Source organism: Bifidobacterium catenulatum PV20-2, assembly GCF_000800455.1.
Taxonomy (GTDB): Bacteria; Actinomycetota; Actinomycetes; order Actinomycetales; family Bifidobacteriaceae; genus Bifidobacterium; species Bifidobacterium kashiwanohense_A.
The window spans coordinates 1,289,694-1,315,056 of record NZ_CP007456.1 but is presented as its reverse complement, the minus strand read 5'-3'; the positions used below and the strand labels follow the sequence as shown (position 1 = coordinate 1,315,056).

Annotated in this window: 27 protein-coding genes; 26 read left to right on the top strand and 1 reads right to left on the bottom strand. The window is 55.0% G+C overall.

The features are described from left to right. Nucleotides 1–46: 46 nt before the first annotated feature. The 26 genes from hisF to AH68_RS10315 all read left to right on the top strand — a co-directional run bounded on the left by hisF (nucleotide 47) and on the right by AH68_RS10315 (nucleotide 24,496). Nucleotides 47–817, top strand: a complete 771-nt coding sequence (gene hisF, locus AH68_RS05870; RefSeq protein ID WP_039198479.1) for an imidazole glycerol phosphate synthase subunit HisF — start codon at nucleotides 47–49, stop codon at nucleotides 815–817. Between the two features lie 66 nt (nucleotides 818–883). After that, nucleotides 884–1,291 (top strand): phosphoribosyl-AMP cyclohydrolase, encoded by a 408-nt coding sequence (hisI, locus tag AH68_RS05865; protein WP_003834725.1) that lies wholly within the window; start codon nucleotides 884–886, stop codon nucleotides 1,289–1,291. Beyond that, nucleotides 1,288–2,844 carry an anthranilate synthase component I gene (gene trpE, locus AH68_RS05860; RefSeq protein ID WP_039198477.1) on the top strand — a complete coding sequence of 519 codons (1,557 nt, stop codon included), beginning with the start codon at nucleotides 1,288–1,290 and terminating at the stop codon, nucleotides 2,842–2,844. Before hisI ends, trpE begins: the two co-directional genes overlap by 4 nt. A gap of 48 nt (nucleotides 2,845–2,892) precedes the next feature. Then, complete coding sequence (locus AH68_RS05855) at nucleotides 2,893–4,986, top strand: bifunctional indole-3-glycerol phosphate synthase/tryptophan synthase subunit beta (RefSeq protein ID WP_039198475.1); 2,094 nt, start codon at nucleotides 2,893–2,895, stop codon at nucleotides 4,984–4,986. Between the two features lie 18 nt (nucleotides 4,987–5,004). Further along, on the top strand, nucleotides 5,005–5,886 hold the full coding sequence (gene trpA / locus AH68_RS05850) for a tryptophan synthase subunit alpha (protein ID WP_039198473.1): 882 nt from the start codon (nucleotides 5,005–5,007) through the stop codon (nucleotides 5,884–5,886). A gap of 67 nt (nucleotides 5,887–5,953) precedes the next feature. Then, nucleotides 5,954–6,967 (top strand): prolipoprotein diacylglyceryl transferase, encoded by a 1,014-nt coding sequence (lgt, locus tag AH68_RS05845; RefSeq protein WP_039198471.1) that lies wholly within the window; start codon nucleotides 5,954–5,956, stop codon nucleotides 6,965–6,967. A gap of 34 nt (nucleotides 6,968–7,001) precedes the next feature. After that, the gene (gene rpe / locus AH68_RS05840) at nucleotides 7,002–7,667 is read left to right on the top strand and encodes a ribulose-phosphate 3-epimerase (protein WP_033501068.1); all 666 of its coding nucleotides are present in this window, start codon (nucleotides 7,002–7,004) and stop codon (nucleotides 7,665–7,667) included. Nucleotides 7,668–7,701: 34 nt separating this feature from the next. Beyond that, entirely contained in the window at nucleotides 7,702–7,965 is a 264-nt protein-coding gene (locus AH68_RS05835; RefSeq protein WP_003834733.1) for a phosphoribosyl-ATP diphosphatase, read from the top strand. A gap of 46 nt (nucleotides 7,966–8,011) precedes the next feature. Continuing rightward, nucleotides 8,012–8,863 carry an ATP phosphoribosyltransferase gene (gene hisG / locus AH68_RS05830; protein WP_033501069.1) on the top strand — a complete coding sequence of 284 codons (852 nt, stop codon included), beginning with the start codon at nucleotides 8,012–8,014 and terminating at the stop codon, nucleotides 8,861–8,863. A gap of 13 nt (nucleotides 8,864–8,876) precedes the next feature. Beyond that, complete coding sequence (locus AH68_RS05825; protein ID WP_003834736.1) at nucleotides 8,877–9,479, top strand: CDP-alcohol phosphatidyltransferase family protein; 603 nt, start codon at nucleotides 8,877–8,879, stop codon at nucleotides 9,477–9,479. A gap of 5 nt (nucleotides 9,480–9,484) precedes the next feature. Further along, nucleotides 9,485–10,456 (top strand): DUF881 domain-containing protein, encoded by a 972-nt coding sequence (locus tag AH68_RS05820; protein WP_039198469.1) that lies wholly within the window; start codon nucleotides 9,485–9,487, stop codon nucleotides 10,454–10,456. Next, nucleotides 10,456–10,788 (top strand): small basic family protein, encoded by a 333-nt coding sequence (locus AH68_RS05815; protein ID WP_039198467.1) that lies wholly within the window; start codon nucleotides 10,456–10,458, stop codon nucleotides 10,786–10,788. Before AH68_RS05820 ends, AH68_RS05815 begins: the two co-directional genes overlap by 1 nt. Nucleotides 10,789–10,794: 6 nt before the next feature. Beyond that, complete coding sequence (locus AH68_RS05810) at nucleotides 10,795–11,622, top strand: DUF881 domain-containing protein (protein WP_039198465.1); 828 nt, start codon at nucleotides 10,795–10,797, stop codon at nucleotides 11,620–11,622. A gap of 170 nt (nucleotides 11,623–11,792) precedes the next feature. After that, on the top strand, nucleotides 11,793–13,826 hold the full coding sequence (gene thrS / locus AH68_RS05805; protein WP_039198463.1) for a threonine--tRNA ligase: 2,034 nt from the start codon (nucleotides 11,793–11,795) through the stop codon (nucleotides 13,824–13,826). A 108-nt stretch (nucleotides 13,827–13,934) separates the two neighbouring features. Beyond that, on the top strand, nucleotides 13,935–14,597 hold the full coding sequence (gene pgsA, locus AH68_RS05800) for a phosphatidylinositol phosphate synthase (RefSeq protein WP_039198462.1): 663 nt from the start codon (nucleotides 13,935–13,937) through the stop codon (nucleotides 14,595–14,597). Nucleotides 14,598–14,711: 114 nt separating this feature from the next. Next, nucleotides 14,712–15,467 carry a YebC/PmpR family DNA-binding transcriptional regulator gene (locus tag AH68_RS05795; protein WP_039198460.1) on the top strand — a complete coding sequence of 252 codons (756 nt, stop codon included), beginning with the start codon at nucleotides 14,712–14,714 and terminating at the stop codon, nucleotides 15,465–15,467. A 6-nt stretch (nucleotides 15,468–15,473) separates the two neighbouring features. Next, nucleotides 15,474–16,055, top strand: coding sequence for a crossover junction endodeoxyribonuclease RuvC (gene ruvC, locus AH68_RS05790; RefSeq protein WP_039198457.1), 582 nt, complete (start codon nucleotides 15,474–15,476; stop codon nucleotides 16,053–16,055). Nucleotides 16,056–16,099: 44 nt separating this feature from the next. Continuing rightward, the gene (ruvA, locus tag AH68_RS05785) at nucleotides 16,100–16,717 is read left to right on the top strand and encodes a Holliday junction branch migration protein RuvA (RefSeq protein ID WP_039199896.1); all 618 of its coding nucleotides are present in this window, start codon (nucleotides 16,100–16,102) and stop codon (nucleotides 16,715–16,717) included. An 11-nt stretch (nucleotides 16,718–16,728) separates the two neighbouring features. Continuing rightward, nucleotides 16,729–17,802, top strand: coding sequence for a Holliday junction branch migration DNA helicase RuvB (gene ruvB / locus AH68_RS05780; protein ID WP_039199894.1), 1,074 nt, complete (start codon nucleotides 16,729–16,731; stop codon nucleotides 17,800–17,802). Between the two features lie 83 nt (nucleotides 17,803–17,885). Further along, nucleotides 17,886–18,260 (top strand): preprotein translocase subunit YajC, encoded by a 375-nt coding sequence (locus AH68_RS05775; protein WP_144245762.1) that lies wholly within the window; start codon nucleotides 17,886–17,888, stop codon nucleotides 18,258–18,260. A gap of 115 nt (nucleotides 18,261–18,375) precedes the next feature. Next, the gene (locus AH68_RS05770) at nucleotides 18,376–18,957 is read left to right on the top strand and encodes an adenine phosphoribosyltransferase (RefSeq protein ID WP_039198452.1); all 582 of its coding nucleotides are present in this window, start codon (nucleotides 18,376–18,378) and stop codon (nucleotides 18,955–18,957) included. A gap of 50 nt (nucleotides 18,958–19,007) precedes the next feature. Continuing rightward, nucleotides 19,008–20,201, top strand: a complete 1,194-nt coding sequence (sucC, locus tag AH68_RS05765) for an ADP-forming succinate--CoA ligase subunit beta (protein WP_039198450.1) — start codon at nucleotides 19,008–19,010, stop codon at nucleotides 20,199–20,201. Between the two features lie 2 nt (nucleotides 20,202–20,203). Continuing rightward, a complete protein-coding gene (sucD, locus tag AH68_RS05760) occupies nucleotides 20,204–21,127 on the top strand; it encodes a succinate--CoA ligase subunit alpha (protein ID WP_039198448.1) in 924 nt (307 codons plus the stop codon). Beyond that, nucleotides 21,124–22,515 (top strand): cell division protein PerM, encoded by a 1,392-nt coding sequence (locus tag AH68_RS05755; protein WP_236682360.1) that lies wholly within the window; start codon nucleotides 21,124–21,126, stop codon nucleotides 22,513–22,515. The genes sucD and AH68_RS05755 overlap by 4 nt, the downstream gene beginning before the upstream one ends. Beyond that, nucleotides 22,463–24,091 (top strand): bifunctional phosphoribosylaminoimidazolecarboxamide formyltransferase/IMP cyclohydrolase, encoded by a 1,629-nt coding sequence (gene purH, locus AH68_RS05750; RefSeq protein WP_039198444.1) that lies wholly within the window; start codon nucleotides 22,463–22,465, stop codon nucleotides 24,089–24,091. The genes AH68_RS05755 and purH overlap by 53 nt, the downstream gene beginning before the upstream one ends. Nucleotides 24,092–24,214: 123 nt before the next feature. Further along, on the top strand, nucleotides 24,215–24,496 hold the full coding sequence (locus AH68_RS10315; RefSeq protein ID WP_081995944.1) for a DUF3017 domain-containing protein: 282 nt from the start codon (nucleotides 24,215–24,217) through the stop codon (nucleotides 24,494–24,496). Here AH68_RS10315 and AH68_RS05745 read toward each other — a convergent pair. Further along, nucleotides 24,413–25,348, bottom strand: coding sequence for an MIP/aquaporin family protein (locus AH68_RS05745; protein WP_039198442.1), 936 nt, complete (start codon nucleotides 25,346–25,348; stop codon nucleotides 24,413–24,415). The genes AH68_RS10315 and AH68_RS05745 overlap by 84 nt on opposite strands. Nucleotides 25,349–25,363 lie beyond the last annotated feature (15 nt).

Here is a 25,363-nt window from a genome sequence, read left to right as displayed (position 1 = left end):
CTCTTGCTTTCGTTGCACAACACTATGCACGAAGGAGTAAAACAGCATGTCACTGGCAGTCCGAGTCATTCCATGTCTTGATGTTGATGCGGGAAGAGTAGTCAAAGGCGTGCATTTCGAAAATCTTCGCGATGCCGGCGACCCGGTCGAGCTTGCTGCGGAATACTACCGCCAAGGTGCAGACGAGCTGACCTTCCTTGATGTGACCGCATCAAGTTCGCATCGACAGACCATGGTCGATGTGGTAAGTCGAACCGCCGAGCAGATTTTCATTCCTCTGACTGTCGGCGGAGGTGTGCGTACTCCTGAAGATGTTGATTCACTGCTGCGTTGTGGAGCTGACAAGGTAGGCGTCAATACCGCTGCCATCAACAATCCGACACTGATCAGCCGTGTTGCGGAACGTTTTGGCAACCAGGTGCTCGTATTGTCCGTTGACGCGCGTCGTGAGCAAGGGGAACGCCATACTCAGTCTGGTTTCGAAGTCACCACCATGGGAGGACGTAAGCCCACGGGCATTGATGCCATTTGGTGGGTCAAGCGTGCCCAGGAACTGGGCGCGGGAGAGATTCTGCTGAATTCCATGGATGCAGACGGCACCCAGCAGGGTTTCGACCTTGAAATGATCAAAGCTGTGCGCAAGGAAGTGAAGATTCCGATTATTGCTTCCGGCGGTGCTGGAAAGGCTTCTGATTTTCCTCCGGCAATCGAAGCTGGTGCGGATGCCGTGCTTGCCGCGTCGATTTTCCACTACGGCAAAGTTACGATCGGTGAAGTCAAGGACGCGATCAAAGCCGCCGGCTACACCGTGCGTTGAAAGTCGGAAACAGCAAAAGCAAGTGAACATTAATCAATAATCGAAGAAACGAACCATACCATCACCATGACCAACGAAGCATACGACAACAGCACTACTCTCGATCCACGAATCGCAGAACGTCTCAAGCGTGACGATAAAGGACTGGTGGCAGCTGTCATCCAGCAATTCGACACCAAAGAAGTGCTGATGGTTGGATATATGAACGATGAAGCCGTACGCCGTACCTTGACAACCGGTCGCGTTACTTTCTGGTCGAGGTCCAGGCAGGAGTACTGGCGTAAGGGAGATACTTCCGGACATGCCCAATATGTGAAGTCTTTCGCGCTGGATTGCGATGGGGATGCCATTCTTATTGAAGTTGACCAAGTGGGAGCGGCTTGCCATACCGGCAAACGATCCTGCTTCGAGGAAGGCGGGCAGTTGCCCGTGGTCGTGGGATATCGCACCAAGGAACAGGAGGGCCAGCGATGAGCGAATGCAGCGTACAAGCACTCAAGTGGGGCGCCACCTGGCCGAGACGTGAACAATTCCACGAGTTGGCGGACCAGGGATATCGCGTCATCCCGATCGTGCGGCGTCTTCTTGCTGACTCCTTGACGCCAGTCGGCTTCTATGAGCGACTTGCTGCTGGACGTTCTGGCACGTTTATTCTCGAATCCGCGGAATTCGGCGGTACGTGGAGCAGATACAGTTTCATTGGCGTGAATTCCATGGCTCAGTTGCGTTCCAACAACGGTAAGGCCGATTGGTTGGGGCAGGTTCCTGCTGGCGTGCCTACTGAAGGTGATGTGATGGAAGTCGCGCATGCCGCGCTGAAAACCTTGAAGGCGCCGCATGTTGAAGGACTCCCGAATCTGACCAGCGGTCTGGTTGGTACCGTTGGCTGGGATGCGATTCGCCACTGGGAGCCGACCCTGCGTGCCGAGGCTCCAAACGAGACCGGGCAGCCTGAAACGGTGTTGGCCCTAGCCACAGATATAGCCGTGGTCGACCATGTGTCCGGATCGGTGTGGATGATCGCCAACGCGGTGAATGTGGACGACCGCCCGACCCGTGCCGACGCCGCATATGATGAGGCTGTGTCGCGATTGGACGATATGCAGCGAAAGGTTGCCACGCCTGTCGAAGGTGAAGCTCGCGTCAACGTGCTGGATGAGACCGTTAGCCAGCCGGAACTTCGCTTCCGCACGGAGAAAAGCGATTACGAGCGTTCTGTTGAAATCGCCAAGCAGCATATTATCGACGGTGACGTGTTCCAGGTGGTTATTTCCCAGCGTCTCGACATTGATTCGCCTGCCGATCCGTTCGACGTCTACCGTGTGTTGCGTACATTGAACCCCAGTCCTTACATGTATTTCATATCGCTGACTGACGCGCAGGGACGTGATTTCAATGTCATCGGTTCCAGCCCGGAAACACTGATCAAAGTGGATAACGGTCATGCCATGACCTTCCCGATCGCGGGTTCCAGGCCACGTGGCGCCACCGTTGAGGAAGACGAGCAGCTCGCCAAGGATCTGCTGTCTGATCCGAAGGAACGCAGCGAACACATCATGCTCGTCGATCTGTCGCGTAACGATCTGAGTCGTGTATGCCTTCCGGAAAGCGTGGAGGTTGTTTCCTTGATGGACATCAAGCGATTCAGCCACATCATGCATATCTGCTCGACCGTCACCGGCAGGGTCAACCCCGACATGACATCATTCGACGTGTTCACTTCCGCATTCCCTGCGGGAACGCTTTCTGGAGCGCCGAAACCGCGTGCCATCGAGATCATCGACGAGCTTGAGCCCGCAGATCGTGGCATTTACGGCGGTACTGTCGGTTATTTCGATTTTTCGGGCAACCTCGATATGGCAATTGCCATTCGAACTGCATTCATCCGCGACCATGAAGCGAGCGTGCAGGCCGGAGCTGGAATCGTGCTTGATTCCGTGCCGGCCAGTGAGTGGCAGGAGACTCGCAATAAGGCCGAAGCCAGCGTAGAGGCCGTTCAGATCGCCTCGCAGCTTCGCCAATTGTGAGTCAAACCAAACAGCTAACCAATCGAGTCAATTGCTGAAAGGAACACTATGTCTGTACTCGATGAGCTGGTTACAGGAGCAGTTGAAGACCAACAAGCACGCGAACAGAAAATCCCTCTCGATGAGGTAAAGCGTCAGGCGTTTGCCGCGCCAGCGCCTATTGATGCGCGGCAATGGCTGAAAAAGACCGACGGCATTCCGGTCATCGCGGAAATCAAAAGAGCCTCGCCATCGAAAGGCCACCTGAACGATATTCCCGATCCAGCCGCTTTGGCCAGAGAATACGAGAAGGGCGGAGCCAGCGCGATTTCCGTACTTACCGAGGGACGTCGCTTTTTGGGATCGCTAGATGATTTCGATAGAGTTCGTGCAGCTGTGAAAATCCCGGTATTGCGTAAGGATTTCATCATCACGGAATACCAGATTTGGGAAGCGCGTGCGCACGGTGCCGATCTGGTGCTATTGATCGTCGCCGCGTTGGACGACGGCAAGCTCAAGTCCTTGCTTGAGCTTGCACATAATCTCAATATGACGGTGCTGGTCGAAACGCATACCCGTGAGGAAATCCAGCGCGCCATTGATTCAGGAGCACGAGTCATCGGCATCAACGCGCGGAATCTCAAGGACCTCAAGGTCGATGTGAACAAATACAACGAGCTGGCCGCTGATTTGCCGAACGATGTGATCCGCGTAGCGGAATCCGGAGTGTTCGGTTCGGTGGAACTGGAGGATTATGCCCGCGCCGGAGCCGACGCGGTGCTGGTTGGCGAAGGTGTCGCAACCGCAGCCAACCATGAACAGGCTGTGGAGCGATTAGTAAAGGCAGGAGCAAGAGTGAAAGCATCCGAACAAACCCCATTGGCAAGCCACGAAGGACCATATTTCGGCCAATTCGGCGGACGCTACGTACCGGAGGCGCTGATCACGGCGCTTGACGAGCTTGAACGCGTCTATGAGGAAGCCAAGGCCGATCCGGAGTTCCATAAGGAGCTGGCACGACTGAACCAGCAGTATGTCGGACGTCCATCACCGTTGACTGACGCTCCGCGTTTCGCCGAGCGTCTCAAAGAAAAAACCGGTCTCGACGCGCGTGTATTCCTCAAGCGTGAGGATCTCAACCATACCGGCGCCCACAAGATCAACAATGCGCTTGGGCAGGCTCTGCTGGTCAAACGCATGGGGAAGACCCGCGTCATCGCTGAAACCGGCGCGGGACAGCATGGCGTGGCCACCGCTACGGTGTGCGCCATGCTCGGCTTGAAATGCCGCATCTACATGGGCCAGATCGATGCGCGTCGTCAGGCGCTTAACGTCGCTCGCATGCGCATGCTCGGTGCCGAGGTGGTGGAAGTCACTTTGGGAGACCGCATTCTCAAGGACGCCATCAATGAGGCTCTGCGAGACTGGGTCACCAACGTCAAAGACACGCACTACCTGCTTGGCACGGTCGCAGGTCCACATCCGTTCCCGGCAATGGTGCGTGATTTCCAGAAGATTATCGGCGAGGAAGCCAAGCAGCAGCTTCAGGATTGGTACGGCATCGACCACCCGGATGCAGTTTGCGCATGCGTCGGCGGCGGTTCCAACGCCATCGGCATCATGAACGCTTTCCTTGATGACGAACGCGTGAATCTGTACGGCTACGAGGCGGGCGGCAATGGCCCCGAATCCGGGCATCATGCCATTCGTTTCGCTCCGGGAACCGGCGAACTGGGCATGTTCCAAGGTGCCAAGAGCTATCTTCTCGAGAATTCCGAAGGCCAGACCCTCGACACATATTCCATCTCCGCTGGTTTGGATTACGCATCCGTCGGCCCGGAACACGCATGGCTCAAAGAAATCGGACGCGTCAACTATTCCTGGGCAACCGATGAGGAAGCGATGAGCGCTTTCAAGGATCTATGCGAAACCGAAGGCATCATTCCGGCGATTGAAAGCTCTCATGCAGTTGCTGGCGCATACAAGGCAGCTGAGGATCTCAAGGCCAAGGGATACGAGCACCCAGTCATGATCATCAACATTTCCGGCCGTGGAGATAAGGACATGAACACCGCCGGCAAATGGTTCGGTTATTTGACCGATGAACAGGCCAAGGCGCTCGAAGCCAACGGCGCCCAAGGCAACAACACGGACGGCGAGTGAAAGAAGGAGCATCCCATTATGACGCACGCAACAGCAACCACGCCGTCCGGACAGCCGCTCGGCATCAGCCACAAGCCGAGTCCGACGGAAGCCATGTTCGATGAGTTCAAAGCTGTGAACAAGCCCGCATTCATCGGCTATCTGCCATATGGATTCCCGAACCCGGACTATTCGCTGAAGGCATTCCGCACCATGGTCGAGCATGGCGTCGATGCCGTTGAAATCGGCCTGCCGTATTCCGACCCGGTCATGGATGGTCCCGTCATCCAGGCCGCTTCACAAATCGCCATCGACAATGGAGAGAAAATCGCGAACGTGTTCAGAGCTGTTGAGACCGTAGCCAATGCAGGGGGAGTTCCGCTGGTGATGAGCTACTGGAATCTCATCTACCATTATGGCGTCGAACGTTTCGCGCGTGATTTCGAGAACGCCGGTGGCGCTGGCCTGATTACCCCCGACCTCATTCCGGATGAGGCTGGCGAATGGATCGAAGCTTCAGACCGCCATGGACTTGACCGAATCTTCCTCGTGTCGCCGGATTCCACAGACAGTCGTTTGAAGGTCGTTTCCGACAATGCTCGCGGTTTCGTCTATGCAGCCGCCCGTATGGGCGTCACCGGTGAACGTTCCACCATTGACGCTTCACCTGAGGAGTTGGTGGCACGCACGCGCAATGCCGGTGCTAAAAACGTCTGCGTCGGCATTGGCGTCTCCACCGCCGAACAGGGTGCGCGAGTCGGCTCCTATGCCGACGGTGTCATCGTCGGATCCGCGTTGGTGCATACCATGCTCGACGAATCCGGAAAGAACGCCGTCGACGAGGCCACCGGGCTCAAGGCATTGGCGGTCAAGGCCGAAGAACTTGCGGACGGCATTCACAACGCACGCTCCGCGAAGTAAACCATTCCAACGATTTCGGTAGTCCACGCAACGCCATATCGGATGCGTGGACTACCATCAGGAAACCATGACACTTGCATACATTCCATCGCCAACGATTTCACAGTTTTCCATCGGCCCTATAACGATTCACATCTATGCGTTATGCATTCTGTTGGGAATTGTGCTGGCGGTATGGATAACCGCCACACGATGGAAGAAGCTGGGCGGTAATTTCGATCAGGTTCTTGACATCACTTTGGTCAGTGTCCCCGCCGGTATCGTGGGTGCCCGAATCTATCACATCATCACCACGCCCGAACGTTTTTTCGGGCCGAATGGCGATTGGGTGGAAATGTTCCGCATCTGGAATGGCGGACTTGGCATCTGGGGCGGAGTGCTGCTTGGAGCGTTGGCCGCATGGGCTTGGTGCAGACACAAGCATTATCCAATGGCCTTGCTGGCCGACGCCATCGCCCCGGGATTGTTGGTAGCACAGGCTGTTGGGCGTTTGGGCAACTGGTTCAATCAGGAGCTGTATGGCGCGCCGACGACTTTCCCATGGGGCCTGAAGCTCAATATGGAAGGCACTGCTATCGGGCACAGCGAGCAATGCTACGACGGGTCTACATGCCCAAGCGGAACACTGTTCCATCCAACCTTCCTGTATGAGATGATTTGGAATCTCATCGGAGCCGCAATCATCGTGTACATCGGATCCAAGGCCATGAAAAAGCTTAAAGCCGGATCCCTATTTACCGTGTACATCATGTGGTACACGTTGGGACGTACTTGGATCGAATCCCTACGCATCGATTATGCGCATGAGTTCTTGGGCGTGCGCATCAACGTGTGGGTTTCCATGGCGGTGTTCGTGCTTGGCGTGGTGGCGTTCATCGTCGTGCAGCAGATGGGCAAGGACACTGACCTGTTGGCGGAGAAGCTTCGTACCGTCACTGAAATCGAGCAGCGTCTCGAAAACAGTGGGGCGGAAGAATCCGCCGATCATGCAGCGACTCTTTCAGAGCAAACTGCGGATGAAATCGAAACCAACGATACCGAAACCGTCTCGAATACCGACAAACAGTCCGACATCAAATAACAGCAAGTCGATTACCTTTCATAGAATGAGAGCCATGACTATTCAAATCGCACCAAGCATCCTGTCCGCCGATTTCTGCAACCTTGAGCGTGACCTCAAGGCCATTTCCAATGCGGATCTCGTTCACGTCGACGTGATGGATCATCATTTCGTCCCGAATCTGACTTTGGGCGAGCCGATCGTGGCTCGTATCTGCGAAGTCACCGATCTTCCGGTTGACGTGCATCTGATGATTGAGGATCCGGATCGTTGGGCACCTGAGTACGCCAAGCTGGGCGCCGCATCCGTGAGCTTCCATATGGGTGCCACCCATGCTCCGGTGCGTCTGGCACGCCAGTTGCGCGAAATGGGTTGCAAAGCCTGCTTCGCGGTACGTCCGGCTGAACCTGTCGAGCCGATTTTCGATATTCTCGACGAATTCGACATGATTTTGATCATGACCGTCGAACCCGGCTTCGGTGGCCAGAAGTTCCTCGACAACCAGATGTCCAAGGTGCGTCGCTTGCGTGACGAAATTACCCGCCGTGGTCTTGCCACCAAGATTCAGGTCGATGGCGGTGTCAGTCCGAAGACTGCCCATATCGTAGCTGAAGCGGGTGCTGATGTGTTGGTCGCGGGTTCCGCTGTGTACGGCGCTGAGAATCCTGCGGAAGCCATTGATTCCATTCGCGAGAAGGCCGAAGCCGCATTCAAGGCCTGACCTTCCATCAATTTTTTGAGGATAGACAAGAACAATGAAGACTTTTGAATCCCTTTTTGCCGAATTAAGCGAGAAGGCCGCTTCCAAGCAGGCCGGCTCGCTAACCGTTGACGAACTGGGCAAGGGCACGCATTTCATCGGCAAGAAGATCGTCGAAGAAGCGGGCGAGACCTGGATCGCAGCTGAATACGAAGGCGCCGATCGTACCGCGGAGGAGATGAGCCAGCTCATCTACCACCTGCAGGTCATGATGATCGACCGTGGCATCACACTCGAAGACATCTACAAGAATCTGTGAGCTTTTGGCCATGCTGCAGAAGGCATGGCCTTTTTTGGGAGGAAAAATGCTGAGAATCGCCGTGCCTAACAAGGGCATGTTGTCTGAACCTGCATGGAACATGCTGGCCGAAGCTGGCTATCGTCTGAGGAGCAATCCGCGTCAGCTGGTCGTAGAGGATCCCGACAATGACGTGGAGTTGTTCTATCTGCGTCCGCTCGATATCGCCGTCTACGTTGGACGCGGTACCATCGACGTCGGTATCACCGGTCATGATCTGTTGCTCAACTCCGGAACGGACGCCAAGGAGCACATGGAACTTGGCTTCGGCGCATCGACATTCCGTTTCGCGGCCCCGAACGATTCTCCTATCAGCACGCTTGAAGACATCGAAGGCAAACGTGTCGCCACCAGTTTCGACAAGCTTGTGCATGATTATCTGGTCGAACATGGCATCAACGCCGAAACCGTGCATCTTGACGGCGCTGTCGAATCGTCGGTGCAGCTTGGAGTGGCGGATTTGATCGCCGACGTCGTGTCCACGGGCACCACGCTCCGCAATGCCGGCTTGCGTATTTTCGCGGAGCCGTTGCTGCACTCCGAAGCCGTGCTCATTCGTTCTCCGCGTCTCGCTGAGAACGACGACCGCCTGACGATTCTCAGCCGCCGACTGCAGGGTGTGCTCACCGCCCAACGCTACGTGCTCATGGATTATGACATTCCGGTCGAGAAGGTTTCCGCCGCTGTGGCCATCACGCCGGGCTTTGAAAGCCCGACCGTTTCCCCGCTGCATGACAAGCAGTGGGCGGCCGTGCGCGTCGTCGTGCCAAAGGCCAAGGTCAACCAACTGATGGACCAGTTGTATGAAGTTGGTGCCCGTGGCATAATCGTCACCGCCTTGCAGGCCTCGAGAATGTAATGTTGCTCGAAGTATGAGCAAACTGATTATCAAAAAGCAGTACAGTCCGGAACCGCGGGATATCTATTTCACGGTTCCGAACCTTATTAGCCTGTTGCGAATCATTTCGATTCCTTTCATCTCGGTATTGGTCTCTCGTCATGAGATGGTGCTTGCGTTGGTCGTGCTTGCGCTTTCGGCGGTATCTGACGGTTTGGACGGTCTTATTGCAAGGTCGTTCAACCAGGTGAGCAAGATTGGGCAGATTCTCGACCCCATTGCCGATCGTCTGCTGATTTTCTGTAGCATCCTCGCGTTGGGCGTCGCCGACATCATTCCATGGTGGATGTTGATCGTCGTTGGATTGCGCGATTTGATCATGGCGATTCTCGTGTTGATATTAGCCCAGCATGATTATGGTCCGCTGCCCGTGCATTTCGTGGGCAAAGCAGGCACCGCCATGCTGATGATTGCTATTGTCGCTTTGATTTTTGCGGATATCTGGTCCAATTCCGCTACGGATACATTGCATTTATGCGGTCTCGCCACCGGCACATGGGGCGTAGGATTGTACTGGCTTGCCGGCTATATTTACATACGTCAGGGAATCCAGCTGCTGAAAAACGATAAGGATTAGCGTACATGATGCATGATGCTTCGGAACGTGTGTCGTTTCCGGTGTCTCCGGAGAATACGCCCACGAAGCGTCGCGCCGTTTTTTCGGCGTCTTTCGCTGGGCTGACCTCGCATCATGTGCAGCCCGACACTGCTGCATCCACCTCCCGAAGAAGGCGGAATTTGGACGATGATTCGCTGCGGCTCATCGACGACCTGACCAACCGTCCGATGGATGTGATGTATACGGATTCGAGACTGGCCACCAAAACACCGCCGATGTTTGCGGTCTGGTTTACCCGTGTGTTGGTGTTTCTCATCTGCATTGCCGTGGGTACGGCAGGCAGCGTATTCGTTCGGCAGTTGAGCACTGACCCCCGTAAGGAAGTGCGCAAGCAGCTGTCAAGTCAGTTGGCTGAGCAAACAAAAAACGTCGAGACCCTCACCAAAGACGTCAATGCGATGCGTGCCCAAGTTGAAGAGGAATCGAAATCCGTGTCGGACTGGTCATTGAACCAGACCATACAGGATGACGAAATGGTCAATGGCGTACTTCCCGTGCGAGGCGAAGGCATCACGCTCACCATCGCCAACCCGATATCTGTGGGCGGTGACAACGCGGATTCGTCGCTGCCAAGAGAAAACGGCAGTCAGGTTCGCGTCGTCACGGATTCGGATCTGCAGGTGCTTGTCTCGCTACTCTGGCAGTCCGGAGCGGAAGCGATCGCCATCAACGGATACCGTCTCGGCGTGCAGACTTCCATACGAACGGCTGGAACGACGATCCTCATCGGAGTCAATTCCGTGCAAAGTCCATATCGCATCGAGGCGATCGGCAATTCCAGCGTTCTTGCCAATGCGGTGAGCAAGAAAACACAACAACGTTTGTACGATGATTTCAAAGAAGCGGGTATCTATCCGCAAGTGAGTAAAAACAAATCGATTACACTGGAAGCGGCGGTAACTGGCGAAGTGACATATGCAAGGAAGGTCAAGTAATGGCAGCGGTCGTGGGACTTATCATCGGCGTGGTCATTGGCGTGTTCGTCCGACCGGACATTCCCATTGCCCTTCAGCCGTATCTACCGATTATGGTTCTGGCCGCGCTTGATGCGTTGCTTGGTGCCGCACGAGCTTATTTCCAGCGCAGCTTTTCCGATAAGGTCTTTGTGATCTCCTTCTTTTCGAACGTCATTACCGCAACATTGCTGGTTTTCTTGGGAAACCAGCTGGGCGTTGGTTCCCAGCTGCAGACCGCCGTCATCGTCGTGCTCGGCATTCGAATCTTCACCAATGTGTCGGCCATCCGACGTTTCATATTCAAGGGTTGACTTGGTATGAGCAGACGTGACGATGACAACAAGGACGTGCTCTCCAAAATTCACGAGCAGATTGTTAAGGACCAGAACAACGACAGCACCCAGACCGGATCGTTTCCAGTGGTCAGGCGCAAGCCGAAGCGGATTTCGCTGAACGCGAAGGCCACTCGCGCCCGTCTGTACTCCAGCGTGCTTGTAACCGTGCTTTGCGCGTTACTCGGCTTTAGCTATGCCATTCAGTTGAACAACACAACGTCCACATATGAGACGATGAGCGAGGACGAACTAACCAAACTCATCAGTGAAACCAGCACTCAAGTCCAAAAGCTTGAGCAGCGCAAAAGTGAGCTTTCCAGCCAGCTTGACTCGCTGAAGGACACGGCCGACAAGAACGAAAAGGCGGCGGAAATCGCCAAACAGAATGCCGAATCGAATGGAATTCTTTCCGGACGTCTGCCGGTATCTGGAGAAGGCGTGGTCATCCGTATTCCCAAAGGAACAAAGCAGGATATTGATGCGTCGATTCTGTTCACGCTACTTGAAGAATTACGCAATAGCGGTGCGGAGGTCATTGAAATCAACGATATTCGTGTGATTACCAGTACGTATATCAGCGATTCCACAGACGGTCTCAGCTGCGATGGCACGAATATCAAGGCGCCATTCATCATCAAGGCGATAGGGGATAGTGACAATCTGCAGAACGCCGTCAATCTTGCGGGCGGTGTCGGTTCACGTTTGAAGGTGAAGTACGGCTCCACCGTGTCGATTGCGCCTTCCGACAAGGTGGAAATCACGTCGACGCGAAGCGCGCCGCAGTACACGTATGCGCATGTCGTCGAATAACGCCTTAAGTAGCGTTTTCTTTTGGTCGATCCTAAAAGTAATTGTGTTGCAGCGTGCCGTTCACCTTTTCAGCGTGCCGATGTCTGCCCTCAACCCTATCTTGTTCATCGTTGACATACAGTCCAGGCCTGCACATTAGTAACGCGGACCCCGATAGCAAAGGACAACCCATGGCTGAACAGACCATCTCCATCATACTCAACGGCGAAGCGAAGGAGGTGGCAGCAGACCAGACTGGCGTCCAGCTCTTTGCGGAAGACAAGAACATCATCGCGGTGCGCCTTAACGGCGAACCTCGCGATTTGTATACCGAACTGCATGACGGCGATGTTGTGGAACCAATCGCGCTTGATAGCGAAGACGGTTTGGCCATTATGCGTCACTCCGCGACCCACGTCATGGCACAAGCCGTGCAGGAGATCCGCCCGGACGCCAAGCTTGGCGTCGGCCCGGTCATCAAAGACGGTTTCTACTACGATTTCGATGTTGAGACTCCGTTCACTCCTGACGATCTCAAAGAGATTGAAAAGCGCATGCAGCGCATCATCAAGTCGTCCCAGTCCTTCCGTCGCCGCGTGGTGACCGAAGAGGAGGCTTTGGCGGAAGAGGCTGATCAACCGTACAAGCTGGAGCTGATCAAAGACAAGGAAGCCCACCTCGATCCGGAGGCCGCCACTGAAATCAGTGGCAAGGAACTGAGCTTCTACGATAATGTCGACCGTGACGGCAATGTGGTTTGGAAGGACCTGTGCCGCGGACCGCACCTGCCGAATACTCGCTATATCAAGGCGTTCAAGATCGAGCGTTCCGCAGCCGCGTATTGGCGTGGCAGCGAAGCCAATCCGATGTTGCAGCGTATTTATGGCGCGGCTTTCGCTACCAAAGAAGATCTCAAGACCTATCAGACTCGTCTTGAGGAGGCCGCCAAGCGTGACCACCGCAAGCTTGGCGCGGAAATGGATCTGTTCTCCTTCCCGGATGAGATTGGTCCGGGTCTGGCTGTGTTCCATCCGAAGGGTGCTGCCGTTATCAACGCGATGGAGGATTACTCCCGCGAAATGCATCGCAAGCACCACTACAGCTTCGTACAGACTCCGCACATCACCAAGGGCGGTCTGTACGAGACTTCCGGCCACCTGCATTGGTATAAGGATGGCATGTATCCCGCAATGCGTCTGGATGAGGAAAAGGACGAAAACGGCAACGTCATCAAGCAGGGCTTCGACTACTACCTGAAGCCAATGAACTGCCCGATGCACAACCTGATCTTCAAGTCCCGCCAGCGTTCCTACCGCGAGCTGCCATTGCGCCTGTTTGAATTCGGCACGGTGTATCGCTACGAGAAGTCCGGCGAGGTGCATGGTCTGACCCGCGTGCGCGGCTTGACTCAGGATGATTCCCACATCTACTGCACCCGCGAGCAGATGAAGGACGAGTTGAAGAACCTGCTGACCTTCGTGCTTGGCCTATTGAAGGACTTCGGCCTGGACGACTTCTATCTGGAGCTGTCCACCAAGGATCCGCACAAGTACGTCGGTTCTGACGAGATCTGGGAGGAGGCCACCAATACGCTGGCCGAAGTTGCCAAGGAATCTGGCCTTGAACTGGTTGACGATCCGTGTGGCGCAGCCTTCTACGGTCCAAAGATTTCCGTGCAGGCCCGTGATGCCATCGGCCGTACCTGGCAGGTGTCTACCATCCAGCTTGATTTCAATCTTCCGGAACGTTTCGGCTTGGAATACATCGCTGCAGACGGCACCCACCAGCGTCCGGTGATGATCCACCGCGCGCTGTTCGGCTCCATCGAACGCTTCTTCGCCGTGCTTCTTGAGCATTATGCCGGTGCTTTCCCGGCATGGCTCGCTCCGGTTCAGGTGCTCGGCGTGCCGGTTGCCGATGAATTCGCTCCGCACCTGCAGCAGTTCATCGCCAGCCTCGAAGAAGAAACGGTTCGTTGTGAAATCGACATGTCCGACGATCGTTTCGGCAAGAAGATCCGCAACGCATCCAAGTCCAAGGTTCCGTTCATCCTCATCGTTGGCGAGGAAGACATGAACAACAATGCGGTGAGCTTCCGCTTCCGTGATGGCAGCCAGCTGAACGGAGTGCCGGTCGATGAAGCCAAGGCGCAGATTATGACCGTGCTCAAGAAGCGTGTTCAGGTCAACAACGTCGACGACTTCAAGGCCGCCATCGCAGACTGAGCCGATTCGCGTGCATTCGGTCTTATAAGATTATGGGTCATATAAGGGCGCACGAGCATCATATTGACGCTTGCGCGCCCTTTTCGTTTTCTAGGAACAGGAATCCGCATGCTGGAACATCTTCGCACACCATTCAAAAAACTCATAGAGCCACTTGCCAAAGCGTTGATATCCATTGGTTTGACCGCAAATACGGTGACGGTCATAGGCACTATCGGAACCATTGTTGTTGCCTTCGTCACTGGCATCACAGGATGGCTTTTCGCTGGAGCCGTAGTACTGACATTGCTGGTGCTGGCCGATTCCCTGGACGGTTCGATTGCGAAGCTGACCACGGGAGGCACCCAGTTTGGCGCTTTTTTGGATTCCACGTTGGATCGTATCGCCGATTGGGCGTTGCTCGCCGGAGTGATTGTCTTCTTCATCTTGCACGCCGATTGGTGGTATGACATCAGCCAGTCAAGCCCGGATTACATTGGTTGGGTCGGCGTCGGCGCGGCCATGGTGTCGATGATGACGTCGTTTGTGACGTCGTATGCGCGTGCCCGTGCGGAATCCGTTGGTTTCGAGGTGAAGAACGGCATCGCAACTCGCGCTGACAGACTGGTCATCATTCTGGTGGGCATGGCGATCACTGGTCTGACACATCACGGCCTATGGCTGGCCATTGACATGGTATTGCTTGCGGTTTTAGGTGTGGTCACAGTGTTCCAGCGCGTTCTCGAAGCGCGTCGACAGATGGCTGCCGGCCATAGGACATATCAGCTATAACTGCCTATAAACGGCGGATGCTGACGTGCTTGACAACCGTATGTCAGGTGCTTTGTCTTAGAACCGCTTTAGAATCGTTTCGTTTGAAACATCCGCAACCTGCCTAGGAGCATTATGTCAGGTCATTCCAAGTGGGCGACCACCAAGCACAAGAAGGCCGCCATCGACGCGAAGCGTGGCAAGCTGTTCGCCAAGCTGATCAAGAATATCGAGATCGCAGCACGTATGGGTGGCGGCGATCCTGACGGCAATCCGTCCCTGTATGACGCCATCTACAAGGCCAAGAAGGCTTCCATGCCTGCCGATAACATCAAGCGCGCTGTCAAGCGTGGTTCTGGTGAAGAGGCCGGCGGTGCCAACTACGAAGATATCGTCTATGAGGGCTATGCTCCCGCAGGCGTCGGTCTGATCATCGAATGCCTTACCGACAACCGTAATCGTGCGGCCGCCGAAGTGCGTTCCACCCTGACCAAGGGCAATGGTTCCTTGGCCACCTCTGGTTCTGTGAGCTTCAATTTCGAACGCAAGGGTCAGATCATCGTTCCTGCCGAAGGCGTTGATTTCGACGATCTGTTCGAAAAGGCCGCTGAAGCTGGTGCCGAGGATGTGACCGAAGATGGCGATGTGTTCACCGTTGTCACCGATCCTTCCGAAATGATCGATGTTCGTAAGGCTCTGCAGGACGCCGGTTTCGATTACGATTCCGCCGATTTGGTCATGATGCCGAAGAACGAGGTTGAATTGACTCTCGAGGATGCCCAGAAGGTGTCTAGGCTCATCGACAACCTCGACGATTTGGACGATGTGCAGAACATCTACTCCAACTGGACCGCCTCCGATGAGGTCATGGCTCAGCTTGACGAGGAGTAATCGAGCGTGATTATTCTTGGCGTCGACCCCGGGCTGACTCGCTGCGGGGTCGGCGTGATCGAAGCCGGCGCATATCGCCGGCTTTCTTTTATTCATGTGGATGTGGTGCGGTCTGATCCGAAAATGTCGCAGGATCTGCGCCTGTTGGCCATATACAATGGTTTGGTTGAAAAAATAGAACGGTTTGCGCCGGATACCGTGTCCATTGAACGTGTGTTCGCACAAGAGAATCGCAACACTGTGTTAGGGACCGCGCAGGCAGCCGGACTGGCCATGTTGGCCGCAGCCCAGCGTGGAATTCCCGTTGCCTTGCACACGCCGACTGAATCGAAAATGGCGATCACTGGCAACGGCAAGGCCGAAAAGATTCAGATGGAACGTATGGTCGCCCGTATTCTGGGGCTGAATACCCTGCCCAAACCTGCTGACGCGGCCGACGCGTTGGCTATTGCGATCTGCCATGCCCTTCGTCCTGCGGGCGCACTGCAAGGGGGTGAACGTGAACAGCATCTCACTGATGCGCAACGTCAATGGGCGCTTGCCTCGCAGAATGCGGCACGGCGGCGTGGCGTCCGCAGAGGAATGTAGACTCTCGAACAGATGTTCTATGATTGTTTATGGGAGGTGACGGCATGATAGGCATGTTGCATGGCCAAGTCGATTCCATTGACGTGGCTTCGGCGATCATTGAGGTCGGGGGAGTCGGTTATGAGACCAGGATGCCTTCGGCGGATCTGACTTCCATGCATGCCGGTCAAACGGTGAAGGTGTACACGTCGTTGAATGTTTCGCAGGATGCGATCACGCTGTATGGTTTTTCCTCGCTTGCTTCGAAACGTATGTTCCTGCAATTGCAGAAGGTCAGTGGCATTGGACCGAAGGTTGCCCTTTCCTTGCTTTCGACGTTGCCTCCGGAACGTTTGGCGAGGGTCGTGGCGGACGGCGATGCCGCTGCGCTGGCGAAGGCGCCGGGATTAGGTAAAAAAGGTGCGCAAAAAATCATCCTTGAGCTTAAAGGGTCCATTGACCTTAGTCAGATCGAAGGCGCTTCTCCTGAAACACGTTCCACGGAAGATACTGGTTCGGAACGGGTGGTGGAAGGTCTGATGTCTCTTGGATGGCGTCAACAGGATGCCGTTCATGCCGTGCAAGCGGTCTGCGAGAGCAACCATATCGATATTCCACTGGGAGACGATGACGTGCCTCGTGTGCTCAGACTTGCGTTGGCGTCCCTTGATCGAGGTAGGTGAATCGCACCATCATGACGAACGACTCTGCATTCGACCAGTCGAATACTGGTGCCAACGAGGAATCACTCCGCATGGTTTCTGCATCGCCCGTCGGTAACGAGCCGGTGAGCGACGAGGAACTGCGGCCCCATGCTCTTGACGGTTTCATCGGACAGCCAAGGCTCAAAGCGCAGCTGCAGTTGTTTTTGGACGCTGCCCGCAAGCGCGACGTTCCTCCAGATCATATTCTTTTGGCGGGGCCTCCGGGCTTGGGCAAGACCACGTTGGCCATGATTGTTGCCAACGAGCTTGGAGTGTCGATCAGAGTCACTTCCGGTCCGGCCATTCAACATGCCGGCGATCTGGCTTCCATTCTGAGTTCTTTGGATGCCGGGGAAGTGCTCTTCATCGACGAGATTCATCGTCTTCCGCGGGCGGCCGAGGAATTGTTGTATATAGCCATGGAAGATTTTCGTGTTGACGTAATGGTCGGCAAAGGACCGGGCGCTTCTTCCATCCCTCTTACTTTGCCGCGGTTTACAGTAATCGGTGCCACCACTCGTGAAGGCATGCTGCCGTCGCCGTTGAGGGCTCGTTTCGGTTTCACCGCGCATCTCGACTTTTATCCGCATGAGGAGCTTGAAAAGCTTATCGAACGATCTTCGGCTGTGCTTGGCGTCCGTCTCGAGGATGGTGCTGCCCCCCAGCTTGCCATGCGTTCGAGGGGGACGCCGCGTATCGCCAACCGATTGCTTCGCCGCGTAAGGGATTGGGCAATCGTACATGATCTTGACACCGTGCATCCGAACGATGTCAAGGAGGCCTTGGCGTTGTACCAGATCGATACTGAAGGTCTGGACCGCTTGGATATCGCGGTGCTAAAAGCCATTGTCACCAATTTCAACGGAGGACCGGTCGGGCTGAACAATCTGTCGGCCATGGTCGGCGAGGAATCGGAAACCGTGGAAACGGTTTGCGAGCCATATTTGGTTCGTGAGGGGTTCCTCATGCGCACGCCGAAGGGGCGTGTGGCGACACGTAAGGCATGGGAACATCTCGGTTTGGTGCCTGACGAATCTCAGGTTGATGTCAGCAAGCTAGCTTAGACTCGTTGTCTTGGACATAAGGTCCCGTTTGAGCGTCCACCTCAAGGAGTTGTGCTTTGAATTACATTTTTCTCATCGTCATCATGGTCGTCATGTTTGGCATGATGTTCTGGCAGTCCAAGAAGGCTAAGCAGCAGCAGGCCGAGCGCCAGGATTTTCGTGCCAATCTTCAGCCTGGCACCGAGGTCATTACTATCGGCGGCGTGATCGGCAAGGTTGTTTCCGTCGATACCGAATACGAGGAGATCGTTATCGATTCCGAAGGCTCCCAGATTCGTTTCGGCTTCAACGCCATCAGTCGTGAATATGTGCGTCCCGCATATGTGCATGATGACGAGGTCGATGAGAATGGCAACCCGCTTCCCACCGATTCTGCAGATGAAGATCAGGCTGCCCAGGAGCCGATTGAGGGTGAGATCGAAGCGGCACAGACTGAGACCGAACAGAAGAACAACTGACAACATATAAAAGATATCGGCGAGAATCTCATTTTTGGGATTTTCGCCGTTCTTTTTCGCGTCGAAATCCTATAATGCGAAATGCCGCATATTGAAGGAGAAGGAAACTACCGCCATGGCATCAACGGATATCACCGTTTCCGGTTTAAGCAGGGTCGGAGCTGAAAACGCCGAGTACCTTATTTCTAAAATTCGCACGATTCCCGGTTTCCCGAAAGAAGGTATTCTTTTCCGTGATTTCATGCCGGTATTGGCTGATGCTCGTGCCTTTGGTGTTCTCTTGGACGCACTTGAGGCCGCGTTGCCAGTGAATTTCAATGATTTCGACGCCGTTGCAGGTCTTGAAGCGCGAGGTTTTTTGTTTGGCCCTGCATTGGCCGCGCGTCTTGGCAAAGGATTCATCGCCGTGCGCAAGGCGGGTAAGCTTCCGCCTGAGACTGTGTCGCAGAATTATGATCTTGAATATGGTCAGGCTGCCGTGGAAATCGAAACCAGCGCCGTGCATGAGGGCGAACGTGTGCTCATCGTTGATGATTTGATCGCCACCGGTGGAACTGCTCATGCAGCCAGTGCACTGATCGAAAAATGCGGTGGCAAGGTGGCTGGTTTCAGTTTCGTTATGGAACTTACTGGCATCGACGGCATGAAGTCCCTGCAGGGGTATCCAGCCAGTTCGTTGATTACCATGCCTGCGTGATTTAAGTATATTCTTTGTAAATAACCAATAGCATCAAGGGAAAAGAATCCATGGATCTCTATGAGTACCAGGCTAGGGAACTGCTTGAAGAGCAGGGTATTCCAACGCCTAAGGCAGTGTTCGCACAGAACTCTCACGAAGTGGCTGAGGCTGCCGAGCAGATTGGCTACCCCAATGTGATCAAGGCTCAGGTGAAGATTGGCCATCGCGGTCAGGCTGGCGGTGTCAAGCTAGCGAAGAATCGCGATGAGGCTATTCTTGCATCCGAAGACATCCTGCCGATGACCATTCACAAGCACAAGGTCAGCGGTGTGTTGGTGGCCGAGGCAAAGAATATTCTTCACGAGTACTATGTCTCCATTTCTGTGGATCGTTCCTCCCGTGATTTCGATGTGCTTGCCACAGCGAATGGCGGTACCGAGGTTGAGGAGATCGCCAAGGAGCATCCGGAATCCGTTAAGCGTCTGCATATTGACGCGCTTGAGGATTTCGACCTCGAAGCGGCCACCAAAATGGCTGAAAGCATTGGTTTCTACCATGCCGATGTTAATCAGGCCGCACAGATTCTGTTGAAGATGTGGCAGTGCTTCAAAGACAATGACGCTACACTTGTTGAGATTAACCCGCTTGCCAAGATCGGTGATCCGGATGACGAATCGTCTAAGACGTTGTGTGCGTTGGACGCCAAGATCTCTCTGGACGACAATGCGGCGTTCCGTCACGATGGGTGGAATCGGTTCGCGGATCCGGTGCATGTCGATCCGTTTGAGCAGAAGGCACGTGAGCATGGCTTGCATTATGTGCATCTTCAAGGTTCCGTTGGCGTCATCGGCAACGGTGCCGGTTTGGTGATGAGTTCGCTCGACGCCATTTCCGGTGCCGGTGAGGATCAGGGAACTAATGTCAAGCCTGCAAACTTCCTTGATATTGGTGGCGGCGCGTCTGCCGAAGTGATGTGCAGCAGTCTGGAGATTGTACTCTCTGATCCTCAGGTCGAATCGGTGCTGGTCAACGTGTATGGTGGCATCACATCCTGCGAACAGGTGGCGAAGGGCATTCTGGAAGCTCTTGACAAGCTTGGCAGCTCCAAGCCTCTGGTAGTCCGTTTCGATGGCAACGCCGCTGCTGAGGGCCTGCGCATTCTGGCTCAAGCCAATCGAGTCAATCTGCATGTCGCACAGACCATGGAAGAAGCCGCACAGCAGGCCGCACGCCTTGCGGCCAACGGCAAGGAGGTTCGCTAAAAATGACGCTTTTCATTGAGGATGGTACACCTGTCATTGTGCAGGGCATGACTGGACACCAGGGTATGACCCATACCGCGCGCATGCTGAAGGCCGGTACCAATATCGTCGGCGGCGTCAATGCTCGCAAGGCCGGCCAGGAAGTCAATTTCCCTGAAGCAAAAAACGGTGAAGACGTTACTCTACGTGTTTTTGGTAGCTGTTCCGAAGCTGTTGAAACTACCGGTGCACAGGCGAGTGTTGTGTTCGTGCCGCCGCGTTTTGCTAAGGATGCCGTGGTTGAGGCCATTGAAGCCGGTATCAAGCTGATTGTGGTCATAACCGAAGGTATTCCGGTTGCCGACAGTGCGTATTTCGTTGAGCTCGCATTGCGCAAGGGCGTGCGCATCGTTGGGCCGAACTGCCCTGGATTGCTTACGCTTTCTTCGACGGAAGGTGCGCAGGGTTGCAATCTCGGCATCATTCCGGACGGCATCGTCTCCCGTGGACCTTTGGGATTGGTGTCCAAGTCCGGCACTCTTACCTATCAGCTGATGGGGGAGCTGTCCGACATCGGCTTCACCGCATGCTTGGGCGCTGGCGGCGATCCCATCGTTGGCACCACGTTGCAGGAAGCCCTTGAAGCATTTGAAAACGATGATGCCACCAAGGCCGTCGTGATGATTGGTGAAATTGGCGGTAGCGCCGAGCAGGATGCTGCAAAGTGGGCATCCGAGCATATGACCAAGCCTGTCGTCGCCTACATCGCTGGCTTCACGGCGCCGGAAGGCAAGCAGATGGGCCATGCTGGAGCCATCGTTTCAGGTGGTAAGGGAACTGCGCAAGACAAGAAGGAAGCGCTCGAAGCCGTGGGCATCCGTGTTGGACGTACTCCGGGGCAGACTGCTGAAATCATGCGCGAGGTGCTCGCTTCCAAGTCGATATGATGGCAAAGAACCTGAAGTATTGGTTGAAAGGGCTTGCCGTAGCGGCAGCGTCCATGATTATCTATGCTGTCGCCCTCGGCTGCTATATCGCGCTGATGCTTCTGATCATCTCCATGGAAGAAGGCGGAGACAATCTGTCCGCCTGCTCCGTTCCTTTGACTGAAGCGGTCGTGCTTCTCAGCCAAGGATCCGGGTTCAAAACCGGATCTATCACACTGACGATTATGCCGTTGTTGCTGACGGTTATGTTGATTGCGCTTATTTCATCGCTTGCCAAGCGTATTGGAACCAGTTTCTCCGGATGTGTGACGGGGACTGTTGGCTGGGTACTGATTAACATATTCTTTGCCAACAGCGTCGATACCGAGCTTGTTGACACGACCGGCATGATTATCGTGAAAACGGCGGTCGTCTTCATACTGGGCTATGCCATTGCCTTGATTCCCGAGGCGTCGCTGACCGAGCGAGGCTTGGAATGGATTGGCAAGCATGTCTCGTTGCCGGTCCGTAAGACAATCACCATAGGCTTAGTTCTTGGTCTGTTGTTGATTGCAGTCTATCTGGTCATTGGCCTGATTGTGGTCGTGTATTGGGTGTTTAGCAATCAGTCGGCCATGGTGAAGCTGTATGAGTTGTCGGGAATGCAGAACGGTTCTCGTATACTTACGACGATCGCTATGCTCGCGTGGATTCCGAACATTGCGATTTGGGCGGTTTCCTGGGCGTTCGGAGCAGGCTTTTCGATTGGCGACCTTGCTGAATTCACTATGTGGAGCGGTCAGGGAACGGCATTGCCTTCGCTGCCGATATTCGGTCTGCTTCCGTCGGCAATTGAAACGGATTGGGCTCGAATCGCATTAATGTGCATCCCCTTGGCGTTGCCCTGTATCGCAGGCATAATCGTCATGTTGTTCAACAAGGGATTCCATATCAGAGCTGATGATGCTGATTACCAGATTGACGTCAAGCGGGTGGTGTTCGGACTCGCCTATCCTGCAGGAACATTCTGTATGTCCTGCGTGATCGTAACGGTAGGCTCGAGTTTGCTGTTCGCCATCTCCAACGGGGCACTGGGATCGAAACATCTTGCGCATGTCGGTGTCGATGTAATTGCGTCGACACGTAAGGTTGGGCAGCCCACTGCAGTCGGGCTGTTCTCATCGTGGCTGCTGACTTTGGTGGCTGTATCCATGTTTTTCGGAATACGCTGGGGCATAAAGCGTGTCCGCGAGGGCAGGAGCGGTACATCCGCTGCGGTCCTTGAACCAAATAATCGTGAGATCGCCGATGCGGCCCGCACAGTGACCTCAACCATTAACAATAAGGAGGAGCAGGGTGACAACAACGAATCGACCGATACGTCGAGCTCTGGTATCGGTCTTCCATAAGGAAGGCATAGAAGTTCTTGCCGAGGCGTTCATCAAGGCCGGCACTGAAGTGGTTTCCACTGGTTCCACTGCAAAGCGTCTTGCGGAACTCGGTGTCAAGGTGACGGAAGTCTCGGAAGTCACTGGTTTTCCCGAGTGTCTCGATGGCCGTGTCAAAACCCTCGACCCACATATCCACGCAGGTATCCTCGCTGATATGACCAATGAGAACCACGCGGCTCAACTGGAAAAGTTTGGCATCAAACCGTTCGATTTGGTGGTCGTCAACCTATATCCGTTCGCTGATACGGTTCGTTCCGGTGCGGACGAAGCTGCCACTATTGAAAAGATCGATATCGGAGGCCCGTCCATGGTTCGCGGAGCGGCGAAGAACAACGCCACCGTGGCCATCATCACGGATCCGAACGATTATGCGTTGGTCGCGGCCCGTATCGAGAACGGTGAAGGTTTCTCCCTTGAGGAACGTCGCTGGCTGGCCGGCAAAGCATTCGCGCACACGGCGTCTTATGATGCCACCATCAATGAGTGGACCGCGAAGCATTGGCCGAAGCCGGCTACCGTCGATCAGCCGACTGCCGAAGGTGAGGCGGAATTGAATGAGGCCAAGTTCCCGGCCGCATTCACCCGTACTTGGGATCGCGCCCATGTTCTGCGTTATGGCGAGAATCCTCACCAGCAGGCCGCGTTGTATCTCGATCCGCTGAACCAGAACGGCTTCGCACATGCTGAACAGCTCGGTGGCAAGCCGATGAGCTACAACAACTATGTTGATGCCGATGCAGCTTGGCGTGCCGTGTGGGATTTCGCTCCGCAGATTGCGGTTGCCGTGGTCAAGCACAACAATCCGTGCGGCCTTGCCGTTGGAGCCACCGTCGCTGAGGCGCACAAGAAGGCGCATGCCTGCGACCCGATGAGCGCCTATGGTGGCGTGATCGCTGCGAACAGCAAGGTCACCATGGAAATGGCAGAAAGCGTTCGTCCGATCTTCACCGAAGTGATCGTCGCTCCCGACTATGATGCCGATGCCCTTGAGCTGTTGCAGACCAAGAAGAAGAATCTTCGCATTCTGAAGGTTACCGAACCGCCGAAGTCCAAGACACAGTTCCGTCAGATCGACGGTGGTCTGTTGGTGCAGTCCACTGATCTCATCGACGCTCCGGGCGACGCTCCGGATGCGTGGAAGCTGGTTTCCGGCGAGCCTGCGGACGAGCAGACCATCAAGGATCTGGTTTTCGCTTGGCGAGCCATCCGTTGCGTCAAGTCCAACGCTATCCTGATCGCCCATGATCAGGCCACGGTCGGCATCGGCATGGGTCAGGTGAATCGTGTCGATTCCGCCAACTTGTCCGTTGAACGTGCGAATACGCTGGCTGATGGTGCAAATCGCACCCAGGGCGCTGTTGCGGCATCCGACGCGTTCTTCCCGTTCGCCGATGGTGCGGAGATTCTTATCAACGCAGGTGTCAAGGCCATCGTCCAGCCGGGTGGTTCCATCCGCGATGAGGAAGTGTTCGAAGCGGCCCGCAAGGCCGGCGTCACCATGTATGTGACCGGCACCCGCCACTTCTTCCACTGATCGTTCCACCCCTCATACGAGGATATTGTGATTAGCGTGGCGTCCGATTCCGTATTGGTTTCGGACGCCATGCTTATTATGATTACGATTGTTGCAGGCAAGCGAGATATGAAAGGCCTCGGAATGAGCCATCCTTACGTTTCCGAAGATCATGAGGGCAAGCCGTGGTTCGAATGGATTGTCGCAGTTGTAGTGATTATTGCGACGGTGCTTGCGGTCGCAGGATATACAAAGACCGCCACCGCTGCGATCGCGGTGACGGCCATAGTGACTGGGCTGGTCAGACTGGTATTGCGTGAACGCAGCCCATGGAAGGTCCGGTCAGTCGCTTTCGACGCCTTCATGGGGGTAGGTTTGGGCGCTGGATTGCTCATTCTCCTCACCATCGTTCCTGTCGGAAACTGACGCTTCGTCGAGAACAGTGTCGTTTTCGATTTCATCGGCAGCTTCGGCATCCGGCGTATTCTTCTTCGTGCCTACCATACCGGAGATAATGACGATAAGGGCAACGACGGCAGCGGCGAGAACGGGGCAGATCCAGAAGACCCACAGCTGCTGCAGTGGTTCCTCATTCAGACCCTGGTTTTGCGCGAAAATGGCGATGCCAGTAGCGCGTGCCGGGTTCAATGCAGCTCCGGTCACCGGGTAGGCGATGGCGGTGCCGACGCCGTAGGCAAGCCCCATGGCGACGGCATGGTTCGTATCGGACTCGCCATGCTCGCCCGTGGTGCGAAGCGCGGCGGCAACAATGACGATGCCTGCGATGACTTCGACAGCGATGGCCAAGGTGATGCTGAACGTCACGCCATAGTTGCCAAGTGTGGAGTAGGAGACGGAGTTCTTATCGAAGCCGTTGATCGTCGGCGTCATCCAGATCTTGAACGTCACCTGCTCGGAAGCTGGCAGAAGGAATCGGATGGCAGCGCCGGCGCCAATGCCGCCGAGCACTTGGGCAATGATATACAGAATGCCATCAAGCACATGGATCTTGCCGGTGAGCATGGCGGCGACGGATACGGCCGGATTGAATTGTGCTCCGGAGATGGATCCAAAGATCACGGTGGACGCGGCATACACGATGCCCGTCAGCAGGGCGATGAACGCCATATTGATGCCGTACACTGCGGAGCCAAGCGAGCAGATCGCGTAAATCGCGAAGCAGATGATGAAGCTTCCCACAAGTTCCGCTCCGACACGAAGTGCCAGTGGCTTGCTTTGCTCTTCCTTAGTTATGGACGTTGCTTCAACAGCAGTCATAGTCTTTCCTCTGTC

What these genes read in the sequence shown, in the direction of transcription:
- hisF (WP_039198479.1), top strand. Translation starts at nt 47, where the DNA reads ATGTCACTGGCAGTCCGAGTCATTCCATGTCTTGATGTTGATGCGGGA.
- hisI (WP_003834725.1), top strand. Translation starts at nt 884, where the DNA reads ATGACCAACGAAGCATACGACAACAGCACTACTCTCGATCCACGAATC.
- trpE (WP_039198477.1), top strand. Translation starts at nt 1,288, where the DNA reads ATGAGCGAATGCAGCGTACAAGCACTCAAGTGGGGCGCCACCTGGCCG.
- AH68_RS05855 (WP_039198475.1), top strand. Translation starts at nt 2,893, where the DNA reads ATGTCTGTACTCGATGAGCTGGTTACAGGAGCAGTTGAAGACCAACAA.
- trpA (WP_039198473.1), top strand. Translation starts at nt 5,005, where the DNA reads ATGACGCACGCAACAGCAACCACGCCGTCCGGACAGCCGCTCGGCATC.
- lgt (WP_039198471.1), top strand. Translation starts at nt 5,954, where the DNA reads ATGACACTTGCATACATTCCATCGCCAACGATTTCACAGTTTTCCATC.
- rpe (WP_033501068.1), top strand. Translation starts at nt 7,002, where the DNA reads ATGACTATTCAAATCGCACCAAGCATCCTGTCCGCCGATTTCTGCAAC.
- AH68_RS05835 (WP_003834733.1), top strand. Translation starts at nt 7,702, where the DNA reads ATGAAGACTTTTGAATCCCTTTTTGCCGAATTAAGCGAGAAGGCCGCT.
- hisG (WP_033501069.1), top strand. Translation starts at nt 8,012, where the DNA reads ATGCTGAGAATCGCCGTGCCTAACAAGGGCATGTTGTCTGAACCTGCA.
- AH68_RS05825 (WP_003834736.1), top strand. Translation starts at nt 8,877, where the DNA reads ATGAGCAAACTGATTATCAAAAAGCAGTACAGTCCGGAACCGCGGGAT.
- AH68_RS05820 (WP_039198469.1), top strand. Translation starts at nt 9,485, where the DNA reads ATGATGCATGATGCTTCGGAACGTGTGTCGTTTCCGGTGTCTCCGGAG.
- AH68_RS05815 (WP_039198467.1), top strand. Translation starts at nt 10,456, where the DNA reads ATGGCAGCGGTCGTGGGACTTATCATCGGCGTGGTCATTGGCGTGTTC.
- AH68_RS05810 (WP_039198465.1), top strand. Translation starts at nt 10,795, where the DNA reads ATGAGCAGACGTGACGATGACAACAAGGACGTGCTCTCCAAAATTCAC.
- thrS (WP_039198463.1), top strand. Translation starts at nt 11,793, where the DNA reads ATGGCTGAACAGACCATCTCCATCATACTCAACGGCGAAGCGAAGGAG.
- pgsA (WP_039198462.1), top strand. Translation starts at nt 13,935, where the DNA reads ATGCTGGAACATCTTCGCACACCATTCAAAAAACTCATAGAGCCACTT.
- AH68_RS05795 (WP_039198460.1), top strand. Translation starts at nt 14,712, where the DNA reads ATGTCAGGTCATTCCAAGTGGGCGACCACCAAGCACAAGAAGGCCGCC.
- ruvA (WP_039199896.1), top strand. Translation starts at nt 16,100, where the DNA reads ATGATAGGCATGTTGCATGGCCAAGTCGATTCCATTGACGTGGCTTCG.
- ruvB (WP_039199894.1), top strand. Translation starts at nt 16,729, where the DNA reads ATGACGAACGACTCTGCATTCGACCAGTCGAATACTGGTGCCAACGAG.
- AH68_RS05775 (WP_144245762.1), top strand. Translation starts at nt 17,886, where the DNA reads ATGGTCGTCATGTTTGGCATGATGTTCTGGCAGTCCAAGAAGGCTAAG.
- AH68_RS05770 (WP_039198452.1), top strand. Translation starts at nt 18,376, where the DNA reads ATGGCATCAACGGATATCACCGTTTCCGGTTTAAGCAGGGTCGGAGCT.
- sucC (WP_039198450.1), top strand. Translation starts at nt 19,008, where the DNA reads ATGGATCTCTATGAGTACCAGGCTAGGGAACTGCTTGAAGAGCAGGGT.
- sucD (WP_039198448.1), top strand. Translation starts at nt 20,204, where the DNA reads ATGACGCTTTTCATTGAGGATGGTACACCTGTCATTGTGCAGGGCATG.
- AH68_RS05755 (WP_236682360.1), top strand. Translation starts at nt 21,124, where the DNA reads ATGATGGCAAAGAACCTGAAGTATTGGTTGAAAGGGCTTGCCGTAGCG.
- AH68_RS10315 (WP_081995944.1), top strand. Translation starts at nt 24,215, where the DNA reads ATGAGCCATCCTTACGTTTCCGAAGATCATGAGGGCAAGCCGTGGTTC.
- AH68_RS05745 (WP_039198442.1), bottom strand. Translation starts at nt 25,348, where the DNA reads ATGACTGCTGTTGAAGCAACGTCCATAACTAAGGAAGAGCAAAGCAAG.